Source organism: Pseudomonas iridis, from assembly GCF_017980685.1.
Classification (GTDB): Bacteria; Pseudomonadota; Gammaproteobacteria; order Pseudomonadales; family Pseudomonadaceae; genus Aquipseudomonas; species Aquipseudomonas iridis.
On sequence record NZ_JACXXO010000030.1, the window covers coordinates 1 to 17,780 of the forward strand.

The 17,780-nt window shown below is 57.2% G+C and carries 13 protein-coding genes; 9 read left to right on the forward strand and 4 right to left on the reverse strand.

The features are described from left to right. Positions 1 to 481 precede the first annotated feature (481 nt). Positions 482 to 2,404: an acetyl-CoA hydrolase/transferase C-terminal domain-containing protein gene (locus IEQ42_RS26875; RefSeq protein WP_210706153.1), complete on the forward strand. Its 1,923-nt coding sequence runs from the start codon at positions 482 to 484 to the stop codon at positions 2,402 to 2,404. Positions 2,405 to 2,544: 140 nt separating this feature from the next. On the opposite strand, the gene IEQ42_RS26880 is transcribed toward IEQ42_RS26875, so the two are convergent. Both IEQ42_RS26880 and rep read right to left on the reverse strand, forming a co-directional pair. After that, the gene (locus IEQ42_RS26880) at positions 2,545 to 3,117 is read right to left on the reverse strand and encodes a xanthine phosphoribosyltransferase (protein WP_042561733.1); all 573 of its coding nucleotides are present in this window, start codon (positions 3,115 to 3,117) and stop codon (positions 2,545 to 2,547) included. 54 nt (positions 3,118 to 3,171) lie between these two features. After that, entirely contained in the window at positions 3,172 to 5,181 is a 2,010-nt protein-coding gene (rep, locus tag IEQ42_RS26885) for a DNA helicase Rep (protein ID WP_042561732.1), read from the reverse strand. 264 nt (positions 5,182 to 5,445) lie between these two features. Between rep and IEQ42_RS26890 the strand changes: the two genes are divergently transcribed. Next, positions 5,446 to 7,119 (forward strand): putative bifunctional diguanylate cyclase/phosphodiesterase, encoded by a 1,674-nt coding sequence (locus IEQ42_RS26890; protein WP_210706154.1) that lies wholly within the window; start codon positions 5,446 to 5,448, stop codon positions 7,117 to 7,119. Positions 7,120 to 7,246: 127 nt separating this feature from the next. Here the strand turns inward: IEQ42_RS26890 and IEQ42_RS26895 are convergent, their stop codons facing one another. After that, a complete protein-coding gene (locus tag IEQ42_RS26895; RefSeq protein WP_210706155.1) occupies positions 7,247 to 8,641 on the reverse strand; it encodes a NorM family multidrug efflux MATE transporter in 1,395 nt (464 codons plus the stop codon). Between the two features lie 157 nt (positions 8,642 to 8,798). Between IEQ42_RS26895 and IEQ42_RS26900 the strand changes: the two genes are divergently transcribed. The 3 genes from IEQ42_RS26900 (at position 8,799) to IEQ42_RS26910 (ending at position 13,312) form a co-directional block, all read left to right on the forward strand. Next, positions 8,799 to 9,719 carry a LysR substrate-binding domain-containing protein gene (locus IEQ42_RS26900; RefSeq protein ID WP_210706156.1) on the forward strand — a complete coding sequence of 307 codons (921 nt, stop codon included), beginning with the start codon at positions 8,799 to 8,801 and terminating at the stop codon, positions 9,717 to 9,719. A gap of 185 nt (positions 9,720 to 9,904) precedes the next feature. After that, positions 9,905 to 11,881, forward strand: coding sequence for a methyl-accepting chemotaxis protein (locus tag IEQ42_RS26905; protein ID WP_210706157.1), 1,977 nt, complete (start codon positions 9,905 to 9,907; stop codon positions 11,879 to 11,881). A gap of 216 nt (positions 11,882 to 12,097) precedes the next feature. Beyond that, complete coding sequence (locus IEQ42_RS26910) at positions 12,098 to 13,312, forward strand: aldose 1-epimerase family protein (RefSeq protein WP_210706158.1); 1,215 nt, start codon at positions 12,098 to 12,100, stop codon at positions 13,310 to 13,312. Here the strand turns inward: IEQ42_RS26910 and IEQ42_RS26915 are convergent. Further along, complete coding sequence (locus tag IEQ42_RS26915) at positions 13,309 to 13,992, reverse strand: ATP-binding protein (protein WP_338109828.1); 684 nt, start codon at positions 13,990 to 13,992, stop codon at positions 13,309 to 13,311. The genes IEQ42_RS26910 and IEQ42_RS26915 overlap by 4 nt on opposite strands. Before the next feature lie 27 nt (positions 13,993 to 14,019). Between IEQ42_RS26915 and IEQ42_RS26920 the strand changes: the two genes are divergently transcribed. From IEQ42_RS26920 to IEQ42_RS27830, 4 genes are read left to right on the forward strand one after another with little or no spacing between them, the layout of a single operon-like run. Continuing rightward, positions 14,020 to 14,685 carry a TnsA endonuclease N-terminal domain-containing protein gene (locus tag IEQ42_RS26920; protein WP_210706159.1) on the forward strand — a complete coding sequence of 222 codons (666 nt, stop codon included), beginning with the start codon at positions 14,020 to 14,022 and terminating at the stop codon, positions 14,683 to 14,685. Further along, positions 14,682 to 16,556: a Mu transposase C-terminal domain-containing protein gene (locus IEQ42_RS26925; RefSeq protein WP_153356085.1), complete on the forward strand. Its 1,875-nt coding sequence runs from the start codon at positions 14,682 to 14,684 to the stop codon at positions 16,554 to 16,556. Before IEQ42_RS26920 ends, IEQ42_RS26925 begins: the two co-directional genes overlap by 4 nt. A 3-nt stretch (positions 16,557 to 16,559) precedes the next feature. Further along, positions 16,560 to 17,450 (forward strand): TniB family NTP-binding protein, encoded by an 891-nt coding sequence (locus tag IEQ42_RS26930; protein ID WP_153356088.1) that lies wholly within the window; start codon positions 16,560 to 16,562, stop codon positions 17,448 to 17,450. 3 nt (positions 17,451 to 17,453) lie between these two features. Beyond that, on the forward strand, positions 17,454 to 17,669 hold the full coding sequence (locus IEQ42_RS27830) for a TniQ family protein (RefSeq protein WP_210706160.1): 216 nt from the start codon (positions 17,454 to 17,456) through the stop codon (positions 17,667 to 17,669). The last annotated feature ends 111 nt before the right edge of the window (positions 17,670 to 17,780 follow it).

The window sequence follows — 17,780 nt, forward strand, 5'->3', positions numbered from 1 at the left end:
TCTGCTTACGTTTGCCGGCGTACTCAGCATCGGCGAAGGACATCTGTTTCATCGGGACTCAACCGTTCGATTCCTGTGAGGCGGGTATTTCACCAAATCTGGAAGCCTTTTTCAGAGTTTCCCTAAGAAGTCGATTTCCATAATTTTCCCTTATAAGTTTATGTTTGGCCTAAAGGTATTGATTGCTAATGAAGTGTTACGTTTTTAATGCTAGCTGTGACTCAAATAACTTCAATTCAGAGGTTTCCTGAAGTTCTGCGTGATTAAATTCGAGTCAACGTAGGAAAGAAGCTGTCGGCTTGTGCGATGATTCTCTTGGTGTTGTTAATTCATTGTTATTGTTGAAAGTTTTCTGGATGTGCTTGCACCAAGCACTGCACTTGCCTATTTCACTTTTTTTCGCACTAATTGCCTTCCCTCTGAAGTAAATCCCCGGCAATCTCGGTCTACCCCTATCAACGGAACGGGCGGGAGGCTTCAGATGGTGCAGTTGTGTTCGATCGAACAGGCAGTGGATGACGTGCTGGCGCGGTTGCCGGCGCATATCCACATGGGCCTGCCGTTGGGGCTGGGCAAACCCAATCACTTCGTCAACGCGTTGTACCAACGCGTCAAAGGGCTGCCCGATCGGCAACTGACGATTTACACGGCGCTGTGTCTGGGCCGTCCGAGTCTGGGCGACGGTTTGCAGAAGCGCTTTATCGAGCCCTTCGTCGAGCGAGTCTTCGGTGACTACCCGGAATTCGATTTCCTCGCTGATCTGCATCGCGATAGCCTGCCCGCCAACATCCGCATCCAGCAGTTCTTCATGCAACCCGGCAGCCTGCTCAACAGCGCGCCGGCCCAGCAGGATTACGTCAGCAGCAACTACAACCATGCCGCTCGCGACATCAACGCCGCCGGCCTGAACCTGGTGGCGCAACTGCTCGCCAGCAGCAGCGAACACCCGGATCGCCTGAGCCTGAGCTGCAACCCGGACATCACCCTCGACCTGTTGCCGATGATCGCCAAGCGCCGGGTCGCCGGGGAAACCATTTTGTTGGTCGGCCAGGTTCATACCGAGCTGCCGTACATGCCCGGCGACGCCGAGGTCGACATTGATACGTTCGATTTGCTGATCGACGAGAAGGACAGCAGCACGCTGTTTTCCACGCCGAACATGCCGGTCGGTTTTCAGGATCACTTCATCGGTCTGCATGCCAGTGCGTTGGTGCGCGACGGCGGCACGTTGCAGATCGGCATTGGCTCGATGGGCGATGCGCTGACCGCCGCACTGTTGGCGCGCCAGGCCGATAACGCGGGTTATCAAGCTTTGCTCGCGGATGTAAACCTCAGCCAGTGGGCGCAATTGATCGAGCGCGAGGGCGGGACGGGGCCGTTCGCCAAAGGCCTGTACGGTTGCAGCGAAATGTTCGTCAACGGTCTGTTGGTGCTGGCGGATGCCGGGATTATCCGGCGCAAGGTTTACCCGGATGTGCCAACGCAAGAACAAGCCAACGCCGGCACTCTCGATGAAGCGGCGCAGACTGACGGCATCTCGGTGCACGGCGGCTTTTTCCTCGGCCCCCGCAGTTTCTATGAGCGCTTGCGTGAATTGCCGCAGAGCAAACGCCTCGAATTCAACATGACCCGTATCAGCTACATCAACGAGTTGTACGGGCAGGAAGAGCTCAAGCGGCTGCAACGCCTTGATGCGCGCTTCATCAACACGGTGTTCAACATGACGTTGCTCGGCGCCGGTGTGGCCGATCAACTGGAAGACGGCCGGGTGCTCAGCGGCGTCGGCGGGCAGTACAACTTTGTCGCCCAGGGTCATGCCCTGCAAGGTGCGCGATCGATGCTGATTCTGCGCAGCTGGCGCGAGTCCGGCGGTGAGGTGAATTCGAACATCGTCTGGGAGTACGGTCACTGCACCATCCCGCGGCACCTGCGCGACATAGTGGTCACCGAGTACGGCATCGCCGATCTGCGCGGCAAAACCGATGCGGCCGTGATCGAAGCGCTGCTGAATATCAGCGACTCGCGCTTCCAGCCGGGACTGATCGAACAAGCGCAGAAAGTCGGCAAACTGCCGAAGGATTTCCGTATTGATCCGCGCTTTGCCGACAACACGCCAGAGCGTTTGCAGGCGATTGCCGCACGCCATCCGAATCTGTTTCCGGAATATCCGTTGGGTTGTGATTTCACAGCGATCGAGCGGGATTTGTTGCGGGCGTTGAACTGGCTGAAGAGCAAGTTCAAGCTGACCGAGATTCTGGAACTGGGCAAGGCAGCGCTGGATGCGCCGCAGGCTTCGCTGTATCCGGAGCATCTGGAGCGGATGCAGCTGGCGAACCCGGAAGGCTTGAAGGAGGACCTGTTCCAGCGATTACTGCTCACCGGCCTGAAGGCCACCGCGCAATAGACACCGACCCAGAAACCATTGTGGGAGCTGGCTTGCCAGCGATGGGGGTGTTTCAGCAAACATCAATGTTGGCTGACAGGGCCTCATCGCTGGCAAGCCAGCTCCCACAGGTATCAGGGGGTGCTTGCGGCTTTCAGCAGTTACTCGATGAAGGTTACAACGCCATCCTTCAGCGATTGCACGCGAGCCAGCGACTCAACGCGATAGCCCTGCGAATCCAGTTCGGCACGGCCGCCCTGGAACGACTTCTCGATGACGATGCCCAGACCGGCGACGGTGGCGCCAGCCTGTTTGATGATCGAGATCAGCGCCTGGGATGCCTTACCGTTGGCCAGGAAGTCGTCGATGATCAGCACGCGGTCGCTGCTGGTCAGGTGACGCGGGGAGATGGCCACGGTGCTCTCAGTCTTCTTGGTGAACGAGTAAACGGTCGCCGACAGCAGGTTTTCAGTCAGGGTCAGGGACTGTTGTTTGCGGGCGAAGATCACTGGCACGCCAAGGTTCAGACCGGTCATGATCGCCGGGGCAATGCCCGAGGCTTCGATGGTCACAATCTTGGTGATGCCCGAGTCCTTGAACAGCGAGGCGAATTCGTCGCCGATCAGCTTCATCAGGGCCGGGTCGATCTGGTGGTTCAGAAAGGCGTCGACTTTCAGGACCTGATCGGAAAGCACGATGCCTTCTTCGCGAATTTTCTTGTGCAGTGCTTCCATGAAGCTTTTCCTCTATTGGCGCACGCGCGCCCTAATCTTGAAAAGTGGTCAATTCTAGCGCTTTAACATCGCGCGTATATCAGCCAATGCGCTGTTGCCACGCACGGCTTTGACTTCGGTCGGTGTATCGTCGTTGCCTTCCCAGGCCAGATCGTCCGGCGGCAGTTCATCAAGGAAGCGGCTAGGCGCGCAATCGATGATCTCGCCGTACTGTTTGCGCTTGGCGGCGAAGGTGAAGGCCAGGGTCTGGCGGGCGCGGGTGATGCCCACGTAAGCCAGGCGGCGCTCTTCTTCAATGGTGTCGGCTTCGATGCTGGAGCGGTGCGGAAGAATTTCCTCTTCCATGCCCATGATGAACACGTAGGGGAATTCCAGACCCTTGGACGCATGCAGGGTCATCATCTGCACACCTTCGGCGCCGTCCTCTTCTTCCTGCTGACGTTCCAGCATGTCGCGCAGGACCAGTTTGCCGATGGCGTCCTCGACGGTCATTTCGCCTTCTTCGTCCTTCTCAAGGGTGTTTTTCAACGCCTCGATCAGGAACCAGACGTTGCTCATCCGGTAGTCCGCCGCCTTGTCGCTAGAGCTGTTGGTGCGCAGCCAGTTCTCGTAGTCGATGTCCATGACCATGCTGCGCAGGGCGGAGATCGGATCCTCGCCGGCGCATTGCTCGCGCACTTTGTCCATGAAGCGCTTGAAGCGCGACAGGCGATCGGTGAAGCGGCTGTCCAGATGTTCGCCCAGGCCGATTTCATCGGTGGCGGCGTACATCGAGATCTTGCGTTCGGTGGCGTAGTTGCCGAGTTTTTCCAGCGTGGTCGAGCCGATCTCGCGGCGCGGCACGTTGATCACTCGCAAGAAGGCGTTGTCGTCGTCCGGGTTCACGATCAGGCGGAAGTAGGCCATCAGGTCCTTCACTTCCTGGCGGCCGAAGAAGCTGTTACCTCCGCTCAGGCGATACGGCACCTGATGGTGCTGCAGTTTCAGCTCGATCAGCTTGGCCTGATAGTTACCGCGATAGAGGATGGCGAAATCGCTGTACGGGCGGTCGGTGCGCAAGTGCAGGCTGAGGATTTCCATGGCCACGCGCTCGGCTTCGGCGTCCTCGTTGCGGCAGCGGATCACGCGGATCTCGTCGCCGTGGCCCATCTCACTCCACAGTTGTTTTTCGAATTCGTGCGGGTTGTTCGAAATCAGCACGTTGGCGCAGCGCAGGATGCGGCTGGTGGAGCGGTAGTTCTGCTCGAGCATCACCACTTTCAGCGACGGATAGTCATCCTTGAGCAGCATCAGGTTTTCCGGCCGCGCGCCGCGCCAGGCGTAGATCGACTGGTCGTCATCGCCCACCACGGTGAACTGATTGCGCGTGCCGATCAGCAGTTTTACCAGCAGATACTGGCTGGCGTTGGTGTCCTGATATTCGTCCACCAGCAGGTAGCGGACTTTGTTCTGCCACTTTTCGAGGATGTCGGCGTTGTCCTGGAACAGCTTCACCGGCAGCAGGATCAGGTCGTCGAAGTCCACTGCGTTGAACGCTTTGAGCGTACGCTGATAGTGGGTGTAGACGATGGCTGCGGTCTGTTCCTTGGGATTGCGCGCGTTTTCCAGCGCTTCGGCCGGCAGGATCAGGTCGTTTTTCCACGAACCGATCATGTTCTTGATCTCGTCGACGCCGTCGTCGCCCGCGTATTCCTTCTGCATGATGTCAGTCATGAGGGACTTGACGTCGGTCTCGTCGAAGATCGAGAAGCCCGGTTTGTAGCCCAGCCGCACGTGTTCCTTGCGGATGATGTTCAGGCCCAGGTTGTGGAATGTACACACGGTCAGGCCACGGCCCTCGCCACCCTTGAGCAGGCTGCCGACCCGCTCCTTCATCTCGCGCGCAGCCTTGTTGGTAAAGGTCATGGCGACGATGTACTGGGCGCGGATGCCGCAGTTCTGGATCAGGTGCGCGATTTTGCGCGTGATCACACTGGTTTTGCCGGAGCCAGCGCCGGCGAGCACCAAAAGAGGGCCGCCGACGTAGCTCACGGCTTCTTGCTGCCGGGGATTGAGTCGGGACATACGAAAATTCGGGAGTCGTTGACGAAATGGGCCGGCATTTTAACAGGCTCAGCGATTTGTGCTGCTCTGTCCGACTTGTGACGCACCACGCGATTCAAATTTGCCGGTTTTGTTACTTTCACGCAGGATGCATGGTGATTTTGCGGCTAATGTTCTCATTCATGACGCGTATTCGGTTTTTGATAACCGTTGTCATTTGGAGAATGGTCTGCGCACCGGCATAATGCCCGCCGCCCACATCATTGCAGAGTCTAGGGAGTCAGCTTGACTACGCCTGTCGAACCCTTGCGTTTGCTGTTACTGGCCGAAGAGCCAGCGTGGACAGCGCTATTGCGCGAGTGTCTGGCGCCAATGGGGAGCGCGGCAGTGCTGATCAGCGCACCGAACTGGGAGTCGGTCAGCCGTTTGTTCGAAGACAACCGCAACGCGGTGTTGTTGACCCTTCCTGCATTGCAACCGGCGCCGGGCCGTTGCAGCTTGCCGACGGTGTTGCTGCTGGAGCACGAACCGGTCACCGCGCCCGTTGGCGTCAGCGACTGGCTGGTGTTCGATGCCCTCGACGCTGGCATGCTCCGTCGTTGCCTGCGCCACGTTCGCGAACGCGGCGTACTGGAAAACACTCTGCAGCGCCTCGCCGAACAGGATCCGTTGACCGGTATCGCCAACCGTCAGGGCTTCCAGACCTTGCTCGCCGCGCGCCTGGCGGAAAACGACGGACGAGGCCTGGCCCTCGGGCATCTCGACCTCGACAACTTCCGTCACGCCAACGACGCCTTAGGTCATCAGGCTGGCGACCGCTTGATCCTGCAAGTCGTTGCGCGGTTGAAAAGTCAGCTGGAGGCCGGTGATCAACTGGCGCGCCTGGGTAGCGACGAATTCGCCCTGCTGATCGACACCCGCCGCGCGCCGCAACGCGCCGAGTGGATGGCCGAGCGCATCACCGAAGCCCTGGCCGAACCCTACTGGGTCGACGGCGAAAGCCTGTTGATCGGTTCCAGCCTCGGCATCGCCCATGCCCGCGCGCAGGGTGGCGCCGACCCGTTGATGTGGCATGCGCACATCGCCATGCAGCAGGCGAAAAGCACGCAGGGCTGCACCTTTCACATCTTCAACGAACGCATCAACCGCAACGCGCGGAGCATGGCCGACCTCGAAAGCGAACTGCGCCGGGCCTTGCGTCGCGACGAGCTGGAACTGCATTACCAGCCGCGCCTGAATATCGCAGACGGCCAGATCGTCGGCCTCGAAGCCTTGGTGCGTTGGCGCCATGGTGAACGTGGGCTGCTGCCACCCAGTGAATTCGTGCCGCTGGCCGAGCAGAGTGGCTTGATCGTGCCGCTGGGTTACTGGGTGATTTCCAGGGCTCTGCGCGACATGCAGGCCCTGCGCGAGCGCGGTTTGCCGGCGCTGCACATGGCGATCAACCTGTCGTTCCGTCAGTTTCAGGACAGCCAGTTGCTGCCGACGCTCAGCCGTTTGATCGCCGAACGTGGCGTCGAGGCGCAGTGGCTCGAATTTGAACTGACCGAAACCGCAGTGATGCGCCGCAGTGACCTGGTCAAACAAACCATGGACGCCCTCGGCCGCCTCGGCGTGCGCTTCTCGCTGGACGACTTCGGCACCGGGTTTTCATCGTTCGTGCACCTCAACAGCCTGCCGATCGCTTTGCTGAAGATCGACAAGAGCTTCGTCGGTGGCATGGAACAGCGCGAAGAGAACCGCAAACTGGTGCACGCGATGATCAACCTCGCGCACAACCTGCATCTGGAAGTGGTGGCTGAAGGCGTGGAAACCACGGAGCAACTTGAACTGCTGCGCGGGTTTGGTTGCGATCAGGTGCAGGGGTATCTGATCAGCCGGCCGTTGCCGTTGGCGGAACTGGTTGAATATCTCACCTTCGGCGCAAGCCAGCAGCCAGCGCTAGAAATCGTGAGCTGAACACGATCTCCGGGTTAGGCGTGAACCCCTGTGGGAGCGAGCCCGCTCGCGAAAGCGGTGTGTCAGGCAAAGATGATTTGACTGACCGATCGCATTCGCGAGCAGGCTCGCTCCCCCAAGGTGAAACTCATTCAGGCTGAGGGATGTTGAAGCCCCGAGATTGCGGCTCACGCCGAATCATGCGCTTCATCTTCCACTCGAACGCCAGCGTCAGACTCACTGCCGCACACGCCAGCCCAAGCGCCAACCCCCACCAGACACCCGTCGGCCCCCAGTTCAGGTGGAACGCCATCCACCACGCCGCTGGCGCACCGATCAGCCAATAGCAGCCGAGCCCGACCAAAAACGTGGTCTTCGCGTCCTTGAGCCCACGAATGCAGCCCATGGCAATCGTCTGCGTACCATCGAACAACTCAAACCATGCCGCTACTGCCAGCAGGCTCACGGCCAGTCGGATCACCTCGGCAAACGCCGGATCGTTATGGTCGAGAAACAAGCCGATCAACTGATTCGGCAGCAGCCAGAACACCATCGCAAAACCCAGCATCGCCACTGCGCCGAACACGATCCCGACTCGCCCGGACATTCGCGCATCGACCAATTGCCCCGCGCCGTAATGCTGACCGACACGCATGGTGATGGCGTACGACATCCCCGCCGGCACCATGAATGCCACCGACACGATCTGCAAAGCAATCTGATGCGCGCCCAGTTGCGTGCTGCCCATGGTGCCCATGCACAGCGCGGCGAAGGCGAACAGCCCGACTTCCACCGCGTAGGTGCCGCCAATTGGCAGGCCGAGGCGCCACAGCTCCTTGAGGTACTGCCGGTTCGGTCGCGACAACCCTGCGCGCAATGGATAAGCGTCGTAAGCCGGATGCCGATGAATGTGCCAGGCCAGGGCCAGTGCCATGCAGTTGGCAACGATCGCCGTGACCAGACCGATGCCCATCAAGCCCAGTTTCGGCAGGCCGAACATGCCGGTGATCAGCGCGTAATTAAGCAGGAAGTTCGCCACTGTGCCGACCAGGCTGATGACCATGACCGGCGTCGCCCGGCCGATGGCGCTGGTGAAGCCGCGCAGGGCCATGAAGCTCAGGTAGCCGGGCAGGGCGAACGGCAGGGCAATCAGGAATTGCCCGGCGGCGTTGACGTTGGTTTCAGTCTGGCCGAACAGCAGCAACACCGGTTTCAGGTTCCACAACAGCAGCCCGGCACCCAGCGCCATCAGCCACGCCAGCCACAACCCGGCCTGGGTCAGGCGTGCGGCGCCAATAATGTCGCCCGCGCCCTTGCGGATCGCTACCAGCGTGCCGACCGCCGCTATCACGCCAATGCAGAAAATCGACACGAACGAGTAAGTCGCGGCGCCCAGGCCTCCCCCGGCCAGCGCCTCGGGGCTCAGGCGCGCCATCATCAAGGTGTCGGTCAGCACCATCAACATGTGCGCCAACTGCGAGGCAATCAACGGCCCCGCCAGCCGCAGGATGGCCCAGAGTTCAGTACGCACAGGATGCTGCATGGTCATCACCCGCCATCAATAGGGGAACAAGAGAACCTCGATTCTCGGCGCTTGGAAGGGATTGCACAAAGGGATAAAAAGGATGGCTGGCATGATTAAAACTCATCATGGAAGAATTCTGCTAAGTTGGCCGCATCCCGCTACAGGAGCTTTGTGCATGTCTCGTCGACTTCCTCCGTTGTATGCCCTGCGCGCATTTGAAGCAGCAGCGCGACATAGCTCGTTTACCCGTGCGGCCGAGGAACTGTCCATCACCCAGAGTGCCGTGAGTCGGCACATTCGAACGCTTGAAGATCATTTCGCCTGTCGACTGTTTCATCGCAGCGGGCGCAATTTGCAACTGACTGAAGCGGCGCGCCTGCTGTTGCCGGGCATCCGCGAAGGTTTCACGGCGCTGGAGCGCGCCTGCAACACCTTGCGTGCCGAGGACGACATCCTGCGCATGAAGGCGCCATCGACCCTGACCATGCGCTGGTTGCTGGCGCGCCTGAGTCGCTTCCGGCATTTGCAGCCGGGCAACGAGGTGCAGTTGACCAGTGCATGGATGGACATCGACTCGGTGGACTTCAACGATGAGCCGTTCGATTGCGCGGTGTTGCTGAGCGACGGCCATTTTCCGCCGGACTGGGAGGCCACCCTGTTGTTTCCCGAGGAACTGATCCCCGTTGGCGCGCCCAGTCTGCTGCACGATCAACCTTGGGACGTGGCCCGACTGGCTGCTGCCGAGTTGCTCCATCCGACCCCGGATCGCCGCGATTGGCGCAGTTGGCTGGAGCACATGGGGTTGGCGGATCAGGTGTCGCTCAAGGGCGGGCAGGTGTTCGACACGCTGGAGTTGGGGATGATCGCCGCGGCGCGGGGTTACGGCGTGTCGATGGGCGATTTGTTGATGGTGGCTGAAGATGTGGCGCAAGGCCGCTTGAGCCTGCCTTGGCCTACGGCTGTCGCCAGTGGCCTGAATTATTACCTGGTATGGCCCAAAACCCGTCCGGGAGGTGAACGTTTGCGTCGTCTCAGCGACTTCCTGCAAGGCGAGGTCCGCGCCATGGAACTGCCGGCAGTTGCGCGCTTGAGCTGAAACGTTAGAGCCGTCACAGTGCCGGCCTTGTGCCATAACCCTGCTAATCGCTCAAGTATTCAGCGCCGCCGCCGAATACGTGCATGTGGAACCGTCGTGCCGGTGTCCACGAGTGACCCCCAACTATTAGAAAATTATCCGAGTCGAGATCAAGGAGGATCGCGTGGCTCGGCCAGGAGCTGACCATGTCTCAACCTCGCGCTCGGATCGCCTCGCAGCTGGGCCTCGCGCTCGCCGTGATACTGGCGATTGTCATCAGCGGCAGTACAGTCTTTGCCTTGCGTTCGCTGGATAACGCCAACCTTGCCACCCGTGAAGAGCACCTGGCCAGTGAGGCTCGGCTGCTGGCCGACCAACTGAGCACCTTCCACGGCACGTTGCGTGAAAGCACTCAGCGCTTGAGCGGGTTGTTCGAGAAGCGCTTCAGCGCCGGTTTGAGCATTCACCCGAGTGAGCCGGTAACGGTTGCCGGCACCCAGACCCCGGGTCTGCACCTGGGCAGCGAAGTGTTGAACAACAACTTCATGGAAGTCGACGAGTTCACACAAATGACCGCGGGCGTTGCCACACTCTTTGTGCGCAGCGGCGAAGACTTCGTGCGGGTCAGCACCTCCCTGACCAAACAGGATGGCAGCCGCGCCATCGGCACCTTGCTCGATCATGCGCATCCGGCCTACGCGAAGCTGATGGCGGGGCAAAGCTACGTCGGCCGGGCGTTGCTCTTTGATCGTTCTTACATGACCCAATACACCCCGGTGCGCGATGGCAGCGGCAAGGTGATTGCGGTGCTGTTCGTCGGCTTCGATTACACCGACGCGCAGAACGCCCAGTTCGACAACCTCAAGCGCTTCCGCATCGGTCAGACCGGTTCGCTGGCCTTGCTTGATGAACAGAACAAATGGCTGGTTGCGCCAGCAGGTGTGCAAGTGCTGGATCAAGCGATCCCGGTGATCGGCGGCATGTCCAAAACGCCGGGCAAAGGCCATTTCTGGAGCGACAAAACCGAAGACTTCTATAGCGTTTCGGTGCCCTTCGACGGCGGGCCGTGGGCGGTAGTGGCGAGCATGCCGAAAGCCGAGATTCGTGCAGTGACCTGGAGTGTAGGCACGCAATTGGCCATTGGCAGTTTGCTGGCGATGTTGCTGGCGGTTGGCTCTGTGGTTTGGTTGCTGCGCAGCAAATTGGCGCCGCTGGGTGACCTGGTGCGTCAGGCCGAGGCCCTGGGCGCCGGTGATCTGAGCGTGCGTCTGAACGTGTCGAGTAACGATGAAATCGGTCAGCTGTCTCGCGCGTTCAACCAGATGAGCCAGGCACTGTCGACCATGGTCGAGCACATCCGCCGCGCCTCGGAAGAGGTCAACAGCCGTGCCCAGGCGCTGTCCGGTTTGTCCGGCGGCGCGTACGAAGGCATGGAGCAACAATCCGGCGAGATCACCAGCATGGCCGGTGCGGTTGAAGAGTTCAGCGCGACGTCGCTGGACATTGCCGACAACATGGGCGCAACCCAGCGCCTGGCACAGGAAAACGCTCAGCAAACGCAAATCGGCCGTAGCTCGATGGAAGAAGCTTCGTCGTCTCTGGAGCAGATTGCTGGCGCCCTGAACAGTACCGCAACAGTGATCAACACTCTCGGCCAGCGCTCCCAGGAAATTGGCGGCATCGTCGGCGTGATTACCTCGATTGCCGAACAGACCAACCTGCTGGCGCTCAACGCTGCGATTGAAGCGGCTCGTGCCGGTGAACAAGGTCGCGGCTTTGCCGTGGTGGCTGATGAAGTGCGCAGCCTGGCCTCGCGCACCCGTCAGGCGACGGATGAAATTACCAGCATGATTCACAGCATCCAGCAGGAAACCGGCAACGCGATCAGCACCATGGAGCAGGGCAACGTGCTGATGCAGGAAGGCTTGTCGCGTAACGCCAATGTTGCTTCGGCACTGGCGCGCATCGATGAGCAGAGCCGCTCGGCGGGGCAGCAGTTTGCGGCGATCACGACGGCGACTCAGGAGCAGAGCAGCACGGCGACCTTGCTCAGCAGCAACCTGCAAAGCATTGCGCTGGCGAACAGTGAGCAGCGTGAAGTTGTATCGAACCTCGCGGTCACTGCCAAAGAGCTGGAGAAACTGGCGGCGGACTTGCGTTCCGAGGTTGATCGCTTTCGTTGATGCGCCACTGAAATAGCTTCGCGAGCAGGCTCGCTCCCACAGTTTTCTGGATGGCTCACAAATCTTGTGAACATCCGAAAACCCCGTGGGAGCGAGCCTGCTCGCGAATGCGTTGCCGCCGATATTGCAGATCACCCTGTATCTCCTTCATTCGTACTTGCTGAAACGTTTCCGCAGCGCTATAAAAATGGCACAACTCCAATAAAGGCTGCTGCCATGACCCCGCTCAAACTTGTCGCCGCACTCGGCGCACTGTCCGCTGCCTCCCATGCCATGGCTTGGGATTACGTCCTCCTCGACACTGACAAACCCGCGCAAAACTGGACCGTCACCAGTGAGCAACTTGGCGTGAAAACCGACAAACCTTTCTCTGTGAGCCTGCGAACTTTGCACGGTGGGCGGCAGGAAGGCGTGAGCATTGTCGACATCGATAACGGCACGATGAAACTCTCGGTGGTGCCAACCCGTGGCATGAATGTCCTGCACGCTTCCGTTGGCAGCGTGCGGATGGGCTGGGATTCGCCGGTCAAGGATGTGGTCAACCCGGCATTCATTGAGCTCAATGGGCGCGGTGGTCTGGGCTGGCTGGAAGGTTTCAACGAGCTGGTGACCCGCTGTGGCTACGAATGGGTCGGCCATCCCGGCATGGACAAGGGTGAGCTGCTGACCCTGCACGGACGCGCTGCCAACATCCCGGCCAGTACCGTCACGCTGCACATCGATGAAAAGCCGCCCTACGCCATCAGTTTGCGCGGCGAACTGAAAGAGCAGGCGTTCAAGAAAGTCGACTTTTCGGTCGTCACTGAACTGGTCACCGAGCCCGGCAGCGTGCGTTTCGCACTCAACGATACGTTGACCAACAACGGCGATTATCCAAAGGAATACCAAGCGCTGTATCACAGTAACTTCAGTACGCCGTTCCTCGAGCAGGGCGCACGTTTTGCTGCGCCGGTAAAACAGGTGTCGCCTTTCAACGACAAGGCCAAGGGCGATTTGGCCGACTGGCAGACCTACCGCGCCCCAACCAGGGACTACGACGAAACCGTCTACAACGTCGTGCCCTATGCGGATGCCAAAGGCGAAACCCTGACCGTTTTGCACAACAAGGCCGGTAGCCTCGGTGTCTCTGTCGGTTTCAATACCCGGCAGTTGCCGGTGTTTTCCCTGTGGAAAAACACTGACACCCAAGGGCAGGGCTATGTCACGGGACTGGAGCCGGGCACCAGTTTTTCCTACAACCGCCGCTATCAGCGTCCGCTGAATCTGGTGCCGACCATTGCACCCAAGGAACACAAACAGTTCCAGATCAGCTACAGCCTGCTCGCGGACAAAGCTGCCGTGGATAACGCCTTGAAGCGAGTGACCGAAATTCAGGCCGGGCGTGAAACCGAAGTGCGGCAAGCGCCGCTGGTTGATCTGACCGAGCATTAAGGCGTCGCCGGCCGGTATTGCAGCGCTTCGGCCAGGTGCTCACGTCTGATTGCATCGACTTGCTCGAGGTCTGCCAGTGTCCGGGCAACCTTGAGTAACCGATGTGCCGAGCGAAGCGATAAAGTCAGCCTTTCGCAGGCTGACTCCAGCCAGGTTTCGTCGGCTGTGGATAACTTGCAGTGCCTTTTCAGTCCAGGCAGATCGAGAAATGCATTGGCGCAGCCTTGACGCTTCAGCTGCCGCTCACGCGCCTCGGCCACCAACGCCGCGGCGCTGGCGCTGTCCTCTCCCGGTTTCACCTGCGGGTTCAACGCCGTCGCTTCCCGCTCCACCGTCAGGTGCAAATCGATCCGGTCCAGTAACGGCCCCGAGAGCTTGTTGCGATAGCGCTGCACCATGTCCGGCGTGCACGAGCACTTGCCACTCGGCTCGCCAAGATATCCACAGGGACACGGATTCATCGCTGCCACCAACTGAAACCGCGCCGGGAAACGCACGCGATCCTTGGCCCGGGCAATCACGATATGCCCGGACTCCAGCGGCTCGCGCAGCACCTCCAGCACCTTGCGATCAAACTCCGGCAACTCATCGAGAAACAGCACGCCATGGTGGGCGAGGGTGATCTCGCCGGGTTGTGGTTTTGAACTACCGCTGTAAAACACATCGTAAAATGAGAAAATGCGGACAGTTTCTAGAGATCAATGCGAATGAAGAAGGTTATGCCCACATTGCCCGTCCGCAGCATTGGCGTCAGCGGTCGAAGCGTCACAGGTATCGTACCGCTGATGGGGCGGTTCGAATCGACACTTGAGCGGGATCTAATGGAGCTTGTACGTTTTGACCGCCGCGTCAGCAGCTTTTTGCCTCAGCCCATTAAAATTGAATATAAGGGTGATGCCGGGGAGAATCGGTTCTATACGCCTGATGGGCTGATCACATTCCGTGAATCGGCCCAATCACCGCCGCCAATCCTCTACGAGGTCAAATATCGAGAGAATTTTCGCGAGCATTGGCGAACCCTGTTGCCCAAATTCCGCGCGGCCAAATCGTACAGCATTCAGCGGGGATGGCGTTTTGAGGTGTATACGGAGAGGGAAATCCGAACGCCTTATCTGGATAACGTCAGATTTCTTTGGCCATTCAAAAACAGACGTCCAGATCCGCTGCAACGTACCAAGATTGTGGATGTGTTTAAAAGCGTCAACGAGATCAGTGTTAGCAAAATGCTTGGGATGCTTGCCGCCGATCCTAAACAGCGCGGCGAGCTTATTCCTGTCTTATGGCACCTTGTTGCCAACGGCGCCTTGTATTGCGACCTGAATATATCGTTGAGCATGACGACTCTGCTCTCGATCGGGGAGTTTGTGGAATGAAAACCATCAGGCCGGGCCAGTTGGTCTATTGGAGAGACTCGGCGTCAATTGTTGTTGAGCTGAAGGACTTGATCGAGGCGGTGATACGGAAAATTGAGGACGGCTCGATCGAGGTGGTCCGCTGTGCGGACCTTAGATTCAGTCCCGAAGTCGACACAGCTAGGGATTCATCTCACCTAACCCAGGATCAAGCGGCTTGGGATGAGACCCTCGAAAAGTTTTCCGTCATCAAACCTTTGTTGCACGGGCGTCGAAGCATGGAGGACGTCAAGAATGCAGCGGAACGCTCAGGTAAAAGCGTTCCCACCATCTATAGATGGCTCAAGCGATACGAGAAAACGGGGCTCGTGTCTTCTCTATCCAAGTCCACTCGCTTCGACAAAGGACAAGGGCGCTTGAGCAAAGAGATCGAAGAAGTCATTGATGAACAAATAGAGACCTACTATCTCAAAAAGGAGCGACGAAACGTTACGCAACTCCACACACGTATTAAGGAGATCTGTCTATCTCGTAGTTTGCCGGAACCGCATCTGAACACAATTTACGGGCGAGTAAGTAACATTGAAGACGGAGTTAAAATTAAAAAGCGGCTAGGCTCTAAGGCATATCGAGATACTCTATTGCCCACTATAGGAAAGTTTCCAAGCGCCGACTACCCAAATGCGGTCGTACAAATCGACCATACGCCCGTAGATGTGATCCTTGTGGATGAAGAGCATCGCTTACCCATAGGTAGGCCTTACCTCACCATTGCAATAGATGTTGCAACAAAAATGGTAACTGGCTTCTGCCTGACACTGGATCCGCCTAGTGCACTCTCCGCGGGGCTTTGCATCGCGCACGCAGTACAAGAAAAATCTAACTGGCTTGCTAAGAGAGATATTCTTGCTGAATGGCCAATTCATGGGAAAATGGCCAAGATTCATGTGGATAATGCAAAAGAATTCCGTGGCAATATGCTGATGAGAGCTTGTGCGCTGCATGATATTGTACTGGAATATCGCCCTAAGCATCAGCCAAACTACGGCCCCCATGTAGAGCGAGCGTTTCGTACCTTCATGACTGAGTGCCATACGCTTGAAGGAACGACTTTTTCAAATGTTAAAGTCAAGGCTGATTATAACTCAGAACAGAAGGCTTGCTTAACTCTGGATGAGTTGGAACTCTGGTTTACTACTTTCTTTGTTTATTCTTATCATAATTCTAAGCATTCCGGTAACGGTGGAATTCCTCCTATTAAAAAGTTTTCTCAGCTTGTATATGGTTCAGAAAGTCAGCTCGGGGTTGGGTTGCCAGCTAGGGTTTCTGATGAGGAAACGTTCCGTCTGGATTTTACCCCGTATCTTGAAAGGACCATACAGCAGACAGGTGCGCTGGTTAACTACATTCATTACTATTCGCCGGTCCTACGTAAGTGGATAAAGGCGATGGATCAAAATACGAATAAGGTCAAAAAATTTATCTTCGCATATGATCCTAGAGATATTAGTGTGGTTTATTTTTTGGACCCAGACACTAAAACATATGTCCCTATCCCGTATCTTAACAGTGCTCGGCCTGCAATAAGTTACTGGGAGCTTAAAGCTGCGCTTAAACGTATAAAAAATGACCCTAATAATGATCCCGATGAGGACGCTATTTTTCAAGGGGTTATGAAGATGCGGAAAATTGAGGAGAGCGCTATCGAGAGTACTCGTTTAGCGAAGGCCCAGCGCGCCCGCGAGAAGAGGAGTTTGCGAAATGTCCAACGACGCAGGCAATCTTTGGGGGCTCATCAGAAATCTCAATCGGAATCGCCTGTCGATGTTCATGAAGATTCAGACCCTTTTGGCGAAGTTATCATTCCGTTTGACGACATAGAGTTGGGGTGATCCATGGCGAGCTATCATCATCTTCATCCTGAAGCCCTCAAGCTAATCGAGCGTGATGCGGAAGCACGTATTCTATGGATAGCCAACCGTCGCTGGATTGGCTATCCCCAGGCAAATGCCATCCTCAAGAAGCTTGACCGTTTGCTCGCACATCCACGACAAACACGCATGCCTAACATGCTTATCGTAGGTAGCACGAACAACGGAAAATCTAATTTAGTTGATAAATTTGTTGGGCGTAATTTACCCGACGAAAATCCGAGAGGCGAGCATATCTTATGCCCGGTACTAAAGATAGAAACTCCTCCAAGTCCAACAGAAGCAAGTATTTATTCTGAAATACTCGGGAAATTGTTTGAGAAAAGTCCTGCTTCATCCACAGACGCCAAGCGTGTGCGCGTAATAAAGGTCTTGAGGGCGGTCCAATTAAAAGTCCTAGTTATTGATGATCTTCATAATATGCTGGCTGGAACTTCTGTTAGGCAGCAGCAGTCTCTAAATTTGTTGAAGTATCTAGGCAATGAACTTCAGATCTCCATTGTGGGTAGCGGTACTGGCGATTTACTTCGTGCGGTTAGTATCGATCCTCAGATCCAGAACCGGTTTCCTCCGGAGTTCCTACCAAAATGGCAAATGAATAAAGGGTTCTTGCAGCTTCTCATGTCGTTTGAGCGGTTGTTGCCATTGCGCCAGCCGTCGGCTTTACATGAGAAACCATTGGCCGCAAAGGCTTTGGCCCTGTGTGAAGGATACATAGGAGAGCTTTCGCTGTTGCTTAATGCCTCTGCAGAGTATGCGATGGAGTCCGGCGAAGAGCGTATCACTGCCGATGTGATGAACGAATGTGGCTATGTTCCACCAAGTGATAGGACGCAGATGGCATCGAGGATCTAGCACATGCTTCCCATCCATCCTCAGCCATTGTCTGATGAACTTCTGACGTCCTGGATGGTGCGGCTAGCGTTTGCTAACGGTTTTGCCTTGCATACTTTTTATTCGAGTTTACTGGGTTATAGAGCACCTATCTGGAATCGCGATTCTGATCGTCACCCTCCGCCGGCCCTGCTCAACTGCTTATCCACAGCATCTGGAAAGCCATTAGGGAAGGTCTGAAGTACCCACCGATTTTTGAGGCCCTCGCTGCTTGAGGTTCAAAAAATCCAAGTCGGCCGAAAAACAGACCCTTCTTGTCTTTAATTCACGGCTCTTTCCTCTGATCGTGCT

Bases quoted from the DNA above. Each gene is read 5' to 3' on its own strand.
- IEQ42_RS26875 (WP_210706153.1), top strand. From the start codon at position 482: ATGGTGCAGTTGTGTTCGATCGAACAGGCAGTGGATGACGTGCTGGCG.
- IEQ42_RS26880 (WP_042561733.1), bottom strand. From the start codon at position 3,117: ATGGAAGCACTGCACAAGAAAATTCGCGAAGAAGGCATCGTGCTTTCC.
- rep (WP_042561732.1), bottom strand. From the start codon at position 5,181: ATGTCCCGACTCAATCCCCGGCAGCAAGAAGCCGTGAGCTACGTCGGC.
- IEQ42_RS26895 (WP_210706155.1), bottom strand. From the start codon at position 8,641: ATGCAGCATCCTGTGCGTACTGAACTCTGGGCCATCCTGCGGCTGGCG.
- IEQ42_RS26900 (WP_210706156.1), top strand. From the start codon at position 8,799: ATGTCTCGTCGACTTCCTCCGTTGTATGCCCTGCGCGCATTTGAAGCA.
- IEQ42_RS26905 (WP_210706157.1), top strand. From the start codon at position 9,905: ATGTCTCAACCTCGCGCTCGGATCGCCTCGCAGCTGGGCCTCGCGCTC.
- IEQ42_RS26910 (WP_210706158.1), top strand. From the start codon at position 12,098: ATGACCCCGCTCAAACTTGTCGCCGCACTCGGCGCACTGTCCGCTGCC.
- IEQ42_RS26920 (WP_210706159.1), top strand. From the start codon at position 14,020: ATGAAGAAGGTTATGCCCACATTGCCCGTCCGCAGCATTGGCGTCAGC.
- IEQ42_RS26925 (WP_153356085.1), top strand. From the start codon at position 14,682: ATGAAAACCATCAGGCCGGGCCAGTTGGTCTATTGGAGAGACTCGGCG.
- IEQ42_RS26930 (WP_153356088.1), top strand. From the start codon at position 16,560: ATGGCGAGCTATCATCATCTTCATCCTGAAGCCCTCAAGCTAATCGAG.
- IEQ42_RS27830 (WP_210706160.1), top strand. From the start codon at position 17,454: ATGCTTCCCATCCATCCTCAGCCATTGTCTGATGAACTTCTGACGTCC.